Genomic DNA, 13,313 nt, shown 5'->3' with positions numbered 1-13,313 from the left:
TGCCCACGCGCCTGCTGCCCACGCGCCTGCCGCGAAGGTATCGCCCGTGCTGACGCGCCTGCTGTGGTGCGCGGTGGCGGCCGTCGTCGCGGTGGGCCTCGCGGCCATGGCCTGGCTCTCGCCGCGCGTGCTGTACGCCGATCCGTGGCGCTTCACCCAGAAGCTGCTGGAGATGCCGTGGCCGTCCAACGTGCTGGTATCGGACAATGGTCACCGCGAAATCCTGCCGAACCTGGTGCGCTACGCCGAGCTGTGCTGGTTGCACGGCAATCAATGGCTGCAGATCGGCACCGGGATGGTGTTGGCGCTGGCGACGGTGTGGCTGCTGGGCCGCATCCTCAAGACCGATGCGCTGGCGCCGTCGGTGCGCGCGGCTGCCACCCTGGTCGGCGTGTTGTCGATCTTCTGGCTGGGCAGCCAGCGCGCGCTGACCCACGGCAACGAGTCCGTGCATGCCTACCTGATCACCGTCGCGCTGATGGCCGGTGTCGCCCTGCTGCTGCGTGGGGATCGCCGCGGTGCGGTGCTGGCCGCCGTGTGTGGCGTGGCGGCGACGTTCTCCTTCGGCAGTGGCGTGGCGGTGTTCGTCGGGCTGGCGGCGGTGCTGGCGGTGCGTCGTGCACCGGTGTCGCACTGGCTGCCCTTGATCGCCGGGCTGCTCGTGGCGGTCGGCCTGCACCTGGGCATGGGCCGCACGGGCATGCCCTCGCAGATGGGCCTGATGCCGTTGGCACAACTGGACGTGCTGCTGCGCTGGCTGGCCTCGCCCTTCATCTACCTGGCGTGGCCGGCACTGGATCCGGCGGCCGCCCAGCAGCTGCCGTTCGCGCCGGTGCGCAGCGCGGTGCATGCCGTGGCCAGCGCATACCAATCGCTGTTCGGACCGGTGATGACCTCGCGCTGGCCGCATCTGCTGATCGGCGCGGCCGGCGTGGTCGGCCTGCTTGGCATGAGCTGGCGAAGCGGGCATCGCGGGCGCAGCGCCGGGGCAGGGGAATCCGTCGCGCTGGCGATGGCCTGGTTCGGCCTCGCCGTGGGGGGGCTGGTCGCGCTCAGCCGTTGGTCCTATTTCGCCGACTTCCCCGCCCAGTTGGCCGCGCCGCGCTATGTGCCCTGGTCGTGGCTGTTCTGGTCCGGCCTGCTGCTGTGGACGATCGTGCGCGTCGGCCCGCGCCGTCCCCGCGTGGTGGCTTGGGCGGCGCTGCTGCTGGCCGTGGCGGCCCTGCCGAGTACGGCATGGATGGCCTACCTCGGCGCCAGCATGCAGCGTGTGGCCAGCATGACCGCCACGGCCGCGGCGGCGGGCGTGGTCGATCCGGACCAGACCCATGGCGAGAGCGTGCCCGCCGAAGTGCAGGCCGCGCTGCCCAGCCTGCGCGCGCACGGCAGCGCGATGTTCGCCTGGCCGGAAACCGTCTATCTGCAGGAGGCGCGAACGGCGTCAACGGCCGTGGCCGTCCCGATCCGCGAGGTGTCCCTGGTGGCCGTGCGCAACACGCTCGGTGGCACGGCGTGGCGCATCGACTTCGCCGCGCAGAGCAGGGCGCCGCGGCTGGTCCTGCACTGTGCGGGACGGCCGGTGGGCCTGGCCATGCCCGTGGCCGGGCGCTGGGTCGGCTGGGCGACCGGCGACCTCGATGCGGGCTGCCTGCAGGCGCTGCAGCTGCGCTGAGGCTCAGGGCAGGGTGTAGCCGGCCTGGCGCAGCAGCTGGCTCAGCGCGATCAACGGCAGCCCGATCAGGGCACTCGGGTCGCGGTTCTCGATCGCCTCGAACAGGGTGATGCCCAGGCCCTCGCACTTGAAGCTGCCGGCGCAGTCCAGCGGCTGCTCGGCGGCCACGTAGCGGGCGATCTCGGCCGCGCCCAGGGCCCGGAAGTGGACCCGGGTCAGGTCACAGGTCTCCAGCACCTCGCCATCGCGCACCAGGCTCACCGCGGTGTGGAACGCCACCACCTGCCCGGACATCGCGGCCAGCTGCGCGTGTGCAGCGTCGACCGTGCCCGGCTTGCCCAGCGGGGCGCCGTTCAGTTCCGCGACCTGGTCCGAGCCGATCACCCAGCGGCCGGGGTGGGTCCGGGCCACGGCCTCGGCCTTGGCCCGCGCCAGGCGCACCGCCACGGCGCGTGGGGCCTCACCGGGGGCGGGCGTCTCATCCACCTCGGGGCGGACGGTCTCCAGGGGCAGGCCGAGCCGCTCCAGCAGCTCGCGGCGGTAGCGGGAAGTAGAGGCAAGCAGCAGCGGGGTCATGCGACAATACCGGCACGGAAGGCCGGCAGTCTGGGCCCTTCGGGCGGGGATCGGCAACCTGACTGCGCAGGTATTTGACAGCAGCCCGGACGATCCTTAACATTCAGCGGCTTATGTCCGCAAACGTGCCCGAAATGCTGGATGCTTGGCGGATGGTCGCAGCACGCAGGTGCTTCGACGGCCAGGTGGATCTAGCGGAATTGACCCGCCTCCAGGGCCTTGTCGCCGATACCGAAGGAACGTGCACCTATGCACTGGAATTCGCGCACGACGACATCCTGCAGGTATCCTATGTTGAACTGTCCATCGACACCGCGCTGCCGCTGATCTGTCAGCGCAGCCTGCAGCGTTTCCTGTTGCCGGTTTCGATGGTGCAGCGGCTCGGCCTGATCCGCAGCGAAGAGGAAGAGTCCTCGCTGCCGGAAGGCTGGGAACCGTGGCTGGTGCCGGAAGACGGCATGCTGCGACCGCTGGAACTGGTCGAGGACGAACTCGTCCTGGCCGTGCCTGTCGTGCCGCTGTCTCCCGATGGTGAGGCCGTGGACAAGGACTGGGCACCGACCGAAGAAGAAATCAGCAAGGCCAATCCGTTCGCGGCATTGGCGGCACTGAAAAAACAATAGCAGCCGGATTGTCGTCGGCGGCTGCGGCGAAAGCGAAAACTGTGCTGGGCGCTGGCGTCCTGCGCGACGATACGACGAAGCAAAACGAACCGAGTTTGGAGCAATCCCATGGCTGTGCAGAAATCCCGTGTCACCCCGTCCCGCCGCGGTATGCGCCGTGCGCATGACGCCCTGAGCGCCAAGCAGCTGTCCACCGATCCGACCACCGGTGAAGTGCATCTGCGTCACCACATCACCGCTGACGGTTTCTACCGCGGCAAGAAGGTGATCACGACCAAGTCGAACTCGGCCGTCGAAGAAGATTGATTTGTGAAGGCCGCTGCCCGGTCGGGCGGCGGCCTTTACCCCATTCTTCCCGATCACCCCCTTTGGTGATCGTGCTACAGGACATGCAATGAGCAAGCGGATCTACTCGAGGATCGCGGGCACCGGTAGTTATTTGCCCGAAAAAGTGTTGACCAACCAGGATCTGGAGAAAATGGTCGACACCAGCGATGAGTGGATTCAATCGCGCACGGGTATCCGCGAACGGCACATTGCGGCCGAAGGCGAGACCACCAGCGACCTCGGCTACCACGCCGCGGTACGTGCGCTTGAAGCGGCCGGTATCGACGCTTCGCAGCTCGACATGATCGTGGTGGGTACCACCACGCCTGACCTGATTTTCCCGTCCACCGCGTGCCTGATCCAGGCCAAGCTCGGTGCGACCGGCTGCCCCGCCTTCGACGTCAACGCCGCCTGTTCGGGCTTCGTGTTCGCGTTGAGCGTGGCCGACAAATTCATCCGCTCCGGTGATGCACGCCACGTGCTGGTCATCGGTGCAGAAACCCTGACCCGTATCGTCGACTGGACCGAGCGCACCACCTGCGTGCTGTTCGGCGATGGCGCGGGCGCCGTCGTGCTCAAGGCCGACGAAGACACCGGCATCCTCAGCACCCACCTGCACTCGGATGGCAGCAAGAAAGAGCTGCTGTGGAACCCGGTCGGCGTCTCGGCCGGCTTCGGCGAGGGCGAGAATGCCCGTGGCGCGATCCTGATGAAGGGCAACGACGTGTTCAAGTACGCCGTCAAGGCGCTGGACTCGGTCGTCGACGAAACCCTGGAAGCCAACGCGCTGACCAAGGACGACCTGGACTGGCTGATCCCGCACCAGGCCAACCTGCGCATCATCGAAGCCACCGCCAAGCGCCTGGACATGTCCATGGACCAGGTCGTGGTGACGGTGGACAAGCACGGCAACACCTCCTCGGCCTCGGTGCCGATGGCGCTGGACCACGCGGTCCGCTCCGGCCGCGTCGAACGTGGCCAGCTGCTGCTGCTGGAAGCCTTCGGCGGCGGCTTCACCTGGGGTTCTGCTCTGCTGCGCTATTGATAGTGTCAGTTACGACAACGTGACGCTGTCGTTACGGCCCCATTACGGGGCCGTATGCATTTCAGGAGAACTGTCATGGTTGAGCCCATCGTCATTGAAGGGCAGCGCGCCTGGCTGAAGCAGTACGGCGAAGGAAGCCGCGTGGTCGCGCTGGGCCTGCTGAACTTCATCGCCCGCCGCTTCCAGCTCGATGCCCTGCGCCCGCCGCCGCACCGTGGTGGCGACGCCGCCCGCGAAACCGAAGCCCGCCGCCTGTCCGAACTGCAGGCCCAGGGCGTCAACGTCCCCAGCGTGATCGGCAGTGGCCACGCGGCCCTGGTGCTGGGCGACAACGGCTCCTCGTTCAACACCTGCCTGCGCGAAGCCGACGACGCTGGCCGCGACCGCCTCGTGTCCGCGGCCATGAATGCGATCGCCCAGGCGCACAGCAAGGGCGCCTATTTCGGCCAGCCGCTGCCGCGCAACCTCACCTGGGATGGCAGCGCCATCGGCTTCATCGATTTCGAGGAAGACCCGCTGGAAGTCATGGACCTCGCCCAGGCCCAGGCCCGCGACTGGCTGATGTTCGGCTACGGCGTCGCCAAGTACTACGAGGACCGCCCGCAGCAGCTCCAGACCCTCATGGCCCAGGCCATGGACGGCGCCGAAGCCCCGGTCCTCGCGCATGCCCACGACGTCACCGGCCGCCTGCAGGGCCTGGCCCGCGCCAGCCTGAAGATGGGCCGCTCCGCCCGCGCGCTGGCCCACTCCATCCTGATCGTCCACGGCGCCACCACGCTGGGCGTGCTGATGGTCGTGGCCCTCTGCTTCGATTTCTTCACCGACGGCGACCTGGACATCCTCCAGCTGTTCACCTGACGAAGGGCCCGACATACGCGGCAGTACAGACGAAGGGCGACGTTCCCCTTTATCATTCGCCGTTCGATTTTTGCAGGCGGATGATCGCGTGACCGATACCAATCTCGCATTCGTGTTCCCGGGCCAGGGCTCGCAGTCGCTGGGCATGCTGGCCGAACTGGCCGAGCTGCACCCGCAGATCCGCGAGGCCTTCACCGAAGCCTCCGACGGCGCCGGTGTCGACCTGTGGGCGCTGTCGCAGGGCGGTCCCGAGGAAATGCTCAACCGCACTGAATACACCCAGCCGGCCCTGCTTGCGGCCAGCATCGGCGTGTGGCGCGCCTGGAACGCCGTGGGTGGCACCCAGCCCGCCGTGCTGGCCGGTCACAGCCTCGGCGAGTACACCGCCCTGGTGGCCGCCGGCGCGCTGACCCTGCGTGACGGTGCGCACCTCGTGCGCCTGCGCGGCCAGCTGATGCAGGAAGCCGCCCCGACCGGCGTCGGCGCCATGGCCGCCGTGCTCGGCGCCGAAGACGCCCTGGTCGTGGAGGTCTGCGAGCAGGCCGCCGGCAGCCAGGTCGTGGTGCCCGCCAATTACAACTCGCCCGGCCAGATCGTCATCGGTGGCGACGCTGCCGCCGTGGACCGCGCACTGGCCCTGCTGGCCGAGAAGGGCGTCCGCAAGGCCGTCAAGCTCGCCGTCAGCGTGCCCTCGCACACCCCGCTGATGCGCGAAGCCGCCAACCGCCTGGCGGAAACCATGGCCGGCCTGGACTGGCGCGCTCCGGCCCTGCCGGTGGTGCAGAACGTCGATGCCCGCGTGCATGACGGCGTCGACGCCATCCGCCAGGCGCTGGTGCAGCAGCTCTACCTGCCCGTCCAGTGGACCGGCTGCGTGCAGGCCCTGGCCGCCCGTGGCGTGACCCGCGTGGCCGAATGCGGCCCGGGCAAGGTGCTGAGCGGATTGATCAAGCGCATCGACAAATCGCTGGACGCGCGCACACTGTCCACGCCCGCCGATTTCGAGACGGCCCGCGAGACCTGGGCCGCCTGATGTCTTCCGATCGCGTCCGTGCTGGAATGGCTTCGTGCCAGGCCGGCCGGACCGGTCCCGTTTGAGGAAATGAGATGAGCAAGCCCCTTCAGGGTGAAATCGCACTGGTCACCGGCGCCAGCCGGGGTATCGGTGCCGCGATCGCCGACGCACTGGCCGCGCAGGGCGCGACCGTCATCGGCACCGCCACCACCGACGCCGGTGCCGCCGCCATCGGCGATCGCCTGGCCGCCGTGGGTGGCCACGGCCGCGCGCTGAACGTCACCGACGCCGCTGCGCTCGAGGCCGTGCTCGACGGTATCGCCAAGGAATTCGGCGCCATCAGCATCCTGGTCAACAACGCCGGCATCACCCGCGACAACCTGTTGCTGCGGATGAAGGAAGAAGACTGGCAGGCGATCCTGGACACCAACCTGACCAGCGTCTTCCGCACCTCCAAGGCCGTCATCCGCGGCATGATGAAGGCGCGCAAGGGCCGCATCATCAACATCGCCTCGGTGATCGGCGTGACCGGCAATGCCGGCCAGGCCAACTACGCCGCGGCCAAGGCCGGCATCATTGCCTTCTCCAAGTCGCTGGCCAAGGAAATCGGCTCGCGCGGGATCACCGTCAACGTGGTCGCGCCGGGCTTCATCGATACCGACATGACCAAGTCCCTGCCGGAAGAGCAGCGCACCGGCCTGGTCAAGTCGATCGCCCTGGAGCGGCTCGGCGAGCCGTCCGATATCGCCAACGCGGTGGCGTTCCTGGCCGGTCCTTCGGCCAGCTACATCACCGGCGAAACCCTCCATGTGAACGGCGGCATGTACATGCCGTAAGCATGTGGCGCATGGATAGCGCCGCAAGTGGTTGATCCGTTTGATGTTTTGCTGCAATGCAAGGTGTCGCTGGTTTCCACTACACTATCCCACGGTCATCCTTCACCGGATGGCGTCATTTTTGAACCACTACTCCATCTGGAGCGATATCCAATGAGCACCATCGAAGAACGCGTCAAGAAAATCGTCGTCGAACAGCTTGGCGTCAAGGAAGAGGAAGTCACCAACAGCGCATCGTTCGTCGATGACCTGGGCGCTGACTCGCTGGACACCGTTGAACTGGTGATGGCGCTGGAAGAAGAGTTCGAGTGCGAAATCCCGGACGAAGAAGCCGAAAAGATCAGCACCGTGCAGGCTGCGATCGACTACATCAACGCCCACGTCAAGGCTTGATGTCAGGCGGCTCGCGCGCGGCCGTGGCGATTGCCGCGACCGCGTGCGGCAAACCCATGGGGCCGCGCTTGCGGCCCTGTGCTTTTGAGCGTTATACCGCGTGATACCCGCAACATCCGGGTCAGGAGAATCTGCAATGAAGCGTCGCGTCGTCGTTACCGGCATGGGCATGGTCTCGCCATTGGGCAATGATATGGCCAGCAGTTGGAAGGGCATCACCGAAGGCCGTTCCGGCATCGGTCCGCTGACCAACGTTTCGCAGTCCTACCTGGACCGTTTCACCACCAAGATCGCAGGTGAGGTCAGGGACTTCGACATCACCGCCGACAACGAACAGTTCGGCAAATTCCGGGTCACTGGCAAGGATGCCAAGAAGATGGACCCGTTCATTCATTACGGCCTCGGTGCCGCCTTCATGGCCTTGAACGATTCGGGCCTGGAAATCACCGACGGCAACGCCGAGCGCATCGGCGCCATCGTGGGCGCGGGCATCGGCGGCCTGCTGGGCATCGAAGAGCAGACCATCGATTTCCACGAGGGCAAGAAGATCTCGCCCTTCTACGTGCCCAAGACCATCATCAACATGCTCCCGGGCCAGCTGAGCATCATCACCGGCCTGAAGGGTCCGTCGTTCTCGGCGGTGTCCGCCTGCGCGACCTCGAACCACTCGATCGGCACCGCGATGCGCATGATCCAGTACGGCGATGCGGACGTGATGGTGGTCGGCGGTGCAGAGCGCGGCTCCTCGCCGACCGCCCTGGGCGGCTTCTGCGCGATGAAGGCGATGAGCACCCGCAACGATGCCCCGGCAGAAGCCTCGCGCCCGTGGGACAAGGAACGCGACGGCTTCGTGCTCGGCGACGGCGCCGGCATCCTGATCCTGGAAGAGTACGAACACGCCAAGGCGCGTGGCGCGCGCATCTATGCAGAACTGGCCGGTTTCGGCGCCAGCTCGGACGCGTACCACATGACCGCCCCGAGCGAGAACGGCGAAGGCGCGGCACGCTGCATGACCATGGCGTTGAAGGACGCCGGCGTGACCCCGGACCAGGTCGGTTACCTCAACGCGCACGGCACCTCCACGCCGCTGGGCGACCTGGGCGAAACGATGGCCATGAAGACCGCGTTCGGCGACCACGCCTACAAGATGATGGTCAGCTCCACCAAGTCGATGACCGGCCACCTGCTCGGCGCAGCCGGCGGCGTGGAAGCCATCTTCTCGGTGCTGGCGCTGCGCGACAACATCATTCCGCCGACCATCAACCTGCATGAAGCGGGCGAGGGCTGCGACCTGGATTACGTGCCGAACACCGCACGCGAGGCCAAGGTCGATGTGGTGATGTCCAACGGCTTCGGCTTCGGCGGCACCAACGGCACGCTGGTGTTCAAGCGCGTCTGACCGCCCGTTCCGTGTCCTCCCACCCGGGCCGCCATCATGGCGGCCTTGGTGTATCTGGCCCCCGCGCACGCTGCGCGCCCTTCCGGTGTCCTGCCATGTTCCAGACGCTTCCGCTGCCCGCCACCACCGACCTGCTGGCCCTGCAGCGCCTGGCCCCGCAGCGCTACCCGCTGCTGATGGAGTCCACCGCCTCGGGCACCGCCCAGGGCCGCTGGGACCTGCTGCTGATGGGCAACGGTGAAGCGCTCGCACTGCACGCCGACGGCGTGGTGCGCGATGCAGACGGCGTCGCCCATGACGGCCGCTTCCTCGACGTGCTGGACGCGCACTGGGCAGCGCTGCGGCTGCCGCGCGAAGAGACGACGCTGCCGTTCCGCGGTGGCTGGGCACTGATGCTGGATTACGAACTGGCCGGCCAGATCGAGGATGTGCTGGCCTTGCCGGCGCGCGCCGATGGGCTGCCCGCCGCGCTGGCCCTGCGCTGCCCGGCGGCGGTGCTGCATGACCGCGTGCTCGGCCAGTTCCACGCCGTGTGCGAGACCGGGCAGGTGGCGCTGCTGCAGACCCTGCAGGACGACCTCGCCGCGGCCGCCACGTTGGCTCCGCTGCCGACGTGGCAGCCACCGGTCGCGATCGGTGAGGACGCGCCGCAGCGCTTCACCGAGGGCGTCGGCAAGGTGATCGACTACCTGCGTGCGGGTGACGTGTTCCAGGTGAATCTCTCGCGGCGCTGGAATGCGCAGTTCGCCGGGACGCTCTCGCCGCAGGCGCTGTACGCGCAGCTGCGCGTGGCCAATCCCGCGCCGTTCGCCGGGCTGTTCATGGCGCAGGGCAGGGCGGTGGTCAGTTCTTCGCCCGAGCGGCTGGTCTCGGTGCACGGCGATGACGTGCAGACCCGCCCGATCGCCGGCACCCGCCCGCGCTTCGCCGGCGATGACGATGCCGCGCGCATCCAGGAGCTGGTCGGCCATCCCAAGGAGCGCGCCGAGCACGTGATGCTGATCGATCTCGAGCGCAACGACCTCGGCCGCATCTGCGCGCCGGGCAGCGTGGAGGTGGATGAGTTGATGACCGTGGAGAGCTACGCCCACGTGCACCACATCGTCAGCAACGTGCGTGGCCGCCTGCGCGCGGAGGTCAGCCCCGGCCAGGTGATCGCCGCGACCTTCCCTGGCGGCACCATCACCGGCTGCCCCAAGGTGCGCTGCATGCAGATCATCGCCGAGTTGGAGCAGACCGCGCGTGGCGCTTACACCGGCGCGTTCGGCTGGCTGAACCGCGATGGTGACCTGGACCTGAACATCCTGATCCGCACCGCCGAAGTGGCCGCCGACACCGCCAGCTTCCGTACCGGGGCCGGGATCGTGGTGGATTCGGTCGCCGACAAGGAACTGGACGAAACCCGTGCCAAGGCCCGCGGCCTGCTGCGTGCGCTGGGCAGCGATGCCTGAGCCGTTTGGCGGTGTGCAGTACCCGCGCGGTATGCTGCGCGGCGAAGAATTTCATTCGAGGTGACCATGGCGGGTGCGAAACGCGGATGTCTGGCCGTACTGGCCGTGCTGCTGGTGGTGGCCCTGCTGGTCGCGGCCGCAGGCGCATGGTTCTGGCATCGCCAGGGCGCGTTTGCCGATGCGCCGGTCACCCCCAGCGCGGAGAGCGTGGTGATCGCCTCGGGCGATGGCTTCAGCACCGTGCTCGGCAAGCTGCGCCAGGCCGGCGTGGACGAGGGCAGTGACACCCAGTGGCAGCTGCTGGCACGCCAGCTCGACGCCGCCGGCAAGCTCAAGGTCGGTGAATACGCGCTCGATCCCGCGCTGACCCCGCGCGAGCTGCTGACCCGCATGCGCCAGGGCCGCGTTCTGCAGCACCGCGTCACCATCGTGGAAGGCTGGAACATCCGCCAGCTGCGCGCCGCGCTCAAGCGTGCCGATCCGCTGGTGCACACCACCGATGCGCTGGACGATGCCGCGCTGATGAAGGCGCTTGGTTTCCCCGGCGAACACCCGGAAGGCCGCTTCCTGCCCGAGACCTACGTCTACCAGCGCGGTGACAGCGACATCGACGTGCTCAAGCGCGCGCATGCCGCGATGGAAAAAGAACTCACCGCCGCGTGGGACAGCCGCGTGGATGATCTGCCGCTGAACTCACCGTATGAGCTGCTGATCCTTGCCTCGATCATCGAGAAGGAAACCGCACTGCCCAGCGAGCGCCCGCAGATCGCCGGGGTGTTCATGCGCCGCCTGAAGATCGGCATGCGCCTGCAGACCGACCCGACCGTGATCTACGGCATCGGCAGCAGCTACGACGGCAACATCCGCAAGCGCGACCTCACCACCGATACGCCGTACAACACGTACACGCGCGCCGGCCTCACCCCGACCCCGATCGCCATGCCCGGGCGCGATGCGCTGCATGCCGCCGCGCAGCCGGCCAAGGGCGATGCGCTGTACTTCGTGGCGGTCGGCGATGGCAGTGGCGCGCACATCTTCTCGGCCAACTACACCGACCACAACGCCGCCGTTGCCCGCTACCTGCAGCAGCTGCGCAGCAAACGTACCCAAGAGGCCGCACCCCGATGAGTCCCGCGCTGCACCGGCACCCGCATTTCGTCAGCCTGGAAGGGGGCGAGGGCGCCGGCAAGACCACCGCCATCAACGCGATCCGCGAGGCCCTGCAGGCGCGCGGGCATGAGGTGGTGCTGACCCGCGAGCCCGGCGGGACCGCGCTGGCCGAGCGCATCCGCGCGCTGGTGCTCAAGCCGGACGCGGAGATCGCCGCCGAGCCGCTCTCGGCCGAGGCCGAGCTGCTGCTGGTGTTCGCCGCCCGCGCCCAGCACGTGCGCCAGGTGATCGCCCCGGCGCTGCAGCGCGGTGCCTATGTGCTGTGCGACCGCTTCACCGATTCCAGCTACGCCTACCAGGGCGGTGGCCGCGGCCTGGACCCGGCGTGGATCGCCGATCTGGAGCGCCGCGCCGTCGGCCTGCTGCCCGGCCTGACCCTGCTGCTGGATGTGGACGTAGCCGTCGGCCGCGCGCGCGCCAACGGCCGCGACATGTGGCCGGACCGGATTGAAAGCGAGCACGATGATTTCTTCCAGCGGGTGCGCGCGGTGTTCCGCCAGCGCGCCAGCGAAGACCCCGCACGTTACCGCCTGATCGACGCCGGCCAGGACCAGGCCGGCGTCGCCGGCGCGGTGGTGGCGGCCGTGGATGCATGGTTGGCACAGGAGCCGGAACGTGGCTGAACCCTTTTCCCCCTGGCAGCAGCGCGCCTATGACCAGACCGTGGCCGCGCTCGACGCCGGTCGCCTCGGCCACGGCCTGCTGTTCTGCGGCCCGGCCGGCCTGGGCAAGCTCGGCGTCGCGCTGCGGCTGGCCGAGCATGTGCTGGGGCAGGGCGAGCCGGCCGCGGCCAAGCGCAGCGCCCAGCTGCTGGCCGCCGGCACCCACCCGGACCTGCAGCGGATCTCGTTCATCCCCAACAAATCCGGCGACAAGCTGCGCACCGAGATCGTGATCGAGCAGATCCGCGAGGTCTCGCAGAAGCTCTCGCTGACCCCGCAGTACGGCGTGGCCCAGGTGGTGATCGTCGATCCCGCCGACGCCATCAACCGCGCCGCCTGCAACGCCCTGCTCAAGACCCTGGAAGAGCCGCAGCCCGGCCGCTACCTGTGGCTGATCAGCGCCGACCCAGCGCGCCTGCCGGCCACCATCCGCAGCCGCTGCCAGCGCCTGGAGTTCAAGCTGCCGCCGCGCGAGGAAGCGCTCGCCTGGCTGCAGACCCTGGGCCACAGCGAGGCCAGCGCCCGCGAAGCGCTGGACGCCGCCCGCGGCCACCCCGGCCTCGCCGACCAGTGGCTGCGCGAGGATGGCCTGGCCCTGCGCCGGCAGGTCGCCACCGACCTGGAAGCCCTCGTCGCCGGCCGCTCCGGCGCGGTGGAACTGGCCCAGCGCTGGACCGCCGACGACAACGCCGCCGTGCGCCTGCGGCACGCCGCCGATCTCGCCCTGGCCCAGGCCACCGGTGGTGGCTTGACCGATCCCGATCGATTGCACAAGCTGGCCGCCTGGTTCGATGCGGCCAACCGCACCCGTGACCTGCTGCGCACCACGGTGCGCGCCGATCTTGCGGTGGTGGAGCTGCTGCTGGCCTGGGGAAAGGTCAACGAACGGCACGCCAAGGGGAATAGAGCATGAGCGCCACCAACGCCCGACAGGGCATCCTGTCCCTTGCCGTCAAGGACAAGGCCGCGCTGTACAGCGCCTACATGCCGTTCGTGAAGAACGGCGGCATCTTCGTGCCCACGCCCAAGCGCTACTTCCTGGGCGATGAGGTGTTCCTGCTGCTCACCCTGCCGGACTCCAGCGAGCGCCTGCCAGTGGCCGGCAAGGTGATCTGGGTGACCCCCGCCGGGGCCCAGGGCAACCGTGCCGCAGGCATTGGCGTGCAGCTGGCCGATGGCGCGGAAGGGGAGACCGTCCGCCACCGGATCGAGACCCTGCTGGCCGGCATCCTGACCGCGGACAAGCCCACGCACACGATGTGAAGAAATTTCGGCGAAACCGTTGA

Annotated in this window: 15 protein-coding genes; 14 read left to right on the top strand and 1 reads right to left on the bottom strand. The window is 68.3% G+C overall.

What is annotated here, in order from left to right:
- The first annotated feature begins 46 nt into the window (after positions 1-46).
- A complete protein-coding gene (locus ABE473_RS04835) occupies positions 47-1,672 on the top strand; it encodes a hypothetical protein (protein WP_346488703.1) in 1,626 nt (541 codons plus the stop codon).
- A gap of 3 nt (positions 1,673-1,675) precedes the next feature.
- Here ABE473_RS04835 and ABE473_RS04830 read toward each other — a convergent pair whose 3' ends face one another.
- A complete protein-coding gene (locus ABE473_RS04830; protein ID WP_346488702.1) occupies positions 1,676-2,248 on the bottom strand; it encodes a Maf family nucleotide pyrophosphatase in 573 nt (190 codons plus the stop codon).
- Positions 2,249-2,361: 113 nt separating this feature from the next.
- On the opposite strand from ABE473_RS04830, the gene ABE473_RS04825 reads away from it, so the two are divergent.
- From ABE473_RS04825 to ABE473_RS04765, 13 genes are all read left to right on the top strand, one after another.
- Positions 2,362-2,871, top strand: coding sequence for a YceD family protein (locus tag ABE473_RS04825; protein ID WP_121043054.1), 510 nt, complete (start codon positions 2,362-2,364; stop codon positions 2,869-2,871).
- Positions 2,872-2,979: 108 nt separating this feature from the next.
- A complete protein-coding gene (gene rpmF / locus ABE473_RS04820; protein ID WP_017357626.1) occupies positions 2,980-3,177 on the top strand; it encodes a 50S ribosomal protein L32 in 198 nt (65 codons plus the stop codon).
- A gap of 88 nt (positions 3,178-3,265) precedes the next feature.
- Positions 3,266-4,243, top strand: coding sequence for a beta-ketoacyl-ACP synthase III (locus ABE473_RS04815; RefSeq protein ID WP_176990974.1), 978 nt, complete (start codon positions 3,266-3,268; stop codon positions 4,241-4,243).
- Positions 4,244-4,318: 75 nt separating this feature from the next.
- Positions 4,319-5,101 (top strand): serine/threonine protein phosphatase, encoded by a 783-nt coding sequence (locus ABE473_RS04810; RefSeq protein ID WP_346479296.1) that lies wholly within the window; start codon positions 4,319-4,321, stop codon positions 5,099-5,101.
- An 88-nt stretch (positions 5,102-5,189) separates the two neighbouring features.
- On the top strand, positions 5,190-6,134 hold the full coding sequence (gene fabD / locus ABE473_RS04805) for an ACP S-malonyltransferase (protein WP_346488701.1): 945 nt from the start codon (positions 5,190-5,192) through the stop codon (positions 6,132-6,134).
- Positions 6,135-6,208: 74 nt separating this feature from the next.
- The gene (gene fabG / locus ABE473_RS04800; RefSeq protein ID WP_346488700.1) at positions 6,209-6,952 is read left to right on the top strand and encodes a 3-oxoacyl-ACP reductase FabG; all 744 of its coding nucleotides are present in this window, start codon (positions 6,209-6,211) and stop codon (positions 6,950-6,952) included.
- A 153-nt stretch (positions 6,953-7,105) separates the two neighbouring features.
- Positions 7,106-7,345, top strand: a complete 240-nt coding sequence (acpP, locus tag ABE473_RS04795; RefSeq protein WP_017357544.1) for an acyl carrier protein — start codon at positions 7,106-7,108, stop codon at positions 7,343-7,345.
- 136 nt (positions 7,346-7,481) lie between these two features.
- Entirely contained in the window at positions 7,482-8,744 is a 1,263-nt protein-coding gene (gene fabF / locus ABE473_RS04790; protein WP_176990978.1) for a beta-ketoacyl-ACP synthase II, read from the top strand.
- A 95-nt stretch (positions 8,745-8,839) separates the two neighbouring features.
- Positions 8,840-10,195 (top strand): aminodeoxychorismate synthase component I, encoded by a 1,356-nt coding sequence (locus tag ABE473_RS04785; protein WP_346488699.1) that lies wholly within the window; start codon positions 8,840-8,842, stop codon positions 10,193-10,195.
- Between the two features lie 66 nt (positions 10,196-10,261).
- Entirely contained in the window at positions 10,262-11,323 is a 1,062-nt protein-coding gene (gene mltG, locus ABE473_RS04780) for an endolytic transglycosylase MltG (protein ID WP_346488698.1), read from the top strand.
- Positions 11,320-11,988, top strand: a complete 669-nt coding sequence (gene tmk, locus ABE473_RS04775) for a dTMP kinase (protein ID WP_346488697.1) — start codon at positions 11,320-11,322, stop codon at positions 11,986-11,988. The genes mltG and tmk overlap by 4 nt, the downstream gene beginning before the upstream one ends.
- Positions 11,981-12,940, top strand: a complete 960-nt coding sequence (locus ABE473_RS04770; protein WP_346479301.1) for a DNA polymerase III subunit delta' — start codon at positions 11,981-11,983, stop codon at positions 12,938-12,940. Before tmk ends, ABE473_RS04770 begins: the two co-directional genes overlap by 8 nt.
- The gene (locus ABE473_RS04765) at positions 12,937-13,290 is read left to right on the top strand and encodes a PilZ domain-containing protein (protein WP_088432861.1); all 354 of its coding nucleotides are present in this window, start codon (positions 12,937-12,939) and stop codon (positions 13,288-13,290) included. The genes ABE473_RS04770 and ABE473_RS04765 overlap by 4 nt, the downstream gene beginning before the upstream one ends.
- Positions 13,291-13,313 lie beyond the last annotated feature (23 nt).

The organism is Stenotrophomonas sp. TWI700 (assembly GCF_039673645.1).
Lineage (GTDB): Bacteria > Pseudomonadota > Gammaproteobacteria > Xanthomonadales > Xanthomonadaceae > Stenotrophomonas > Stenotrophomonas maltophilia_AA.
Note: the sequence above shows the minus strand (reverse complement) of the source record. Positions and strands in the feature narration are given on the sequence as shown.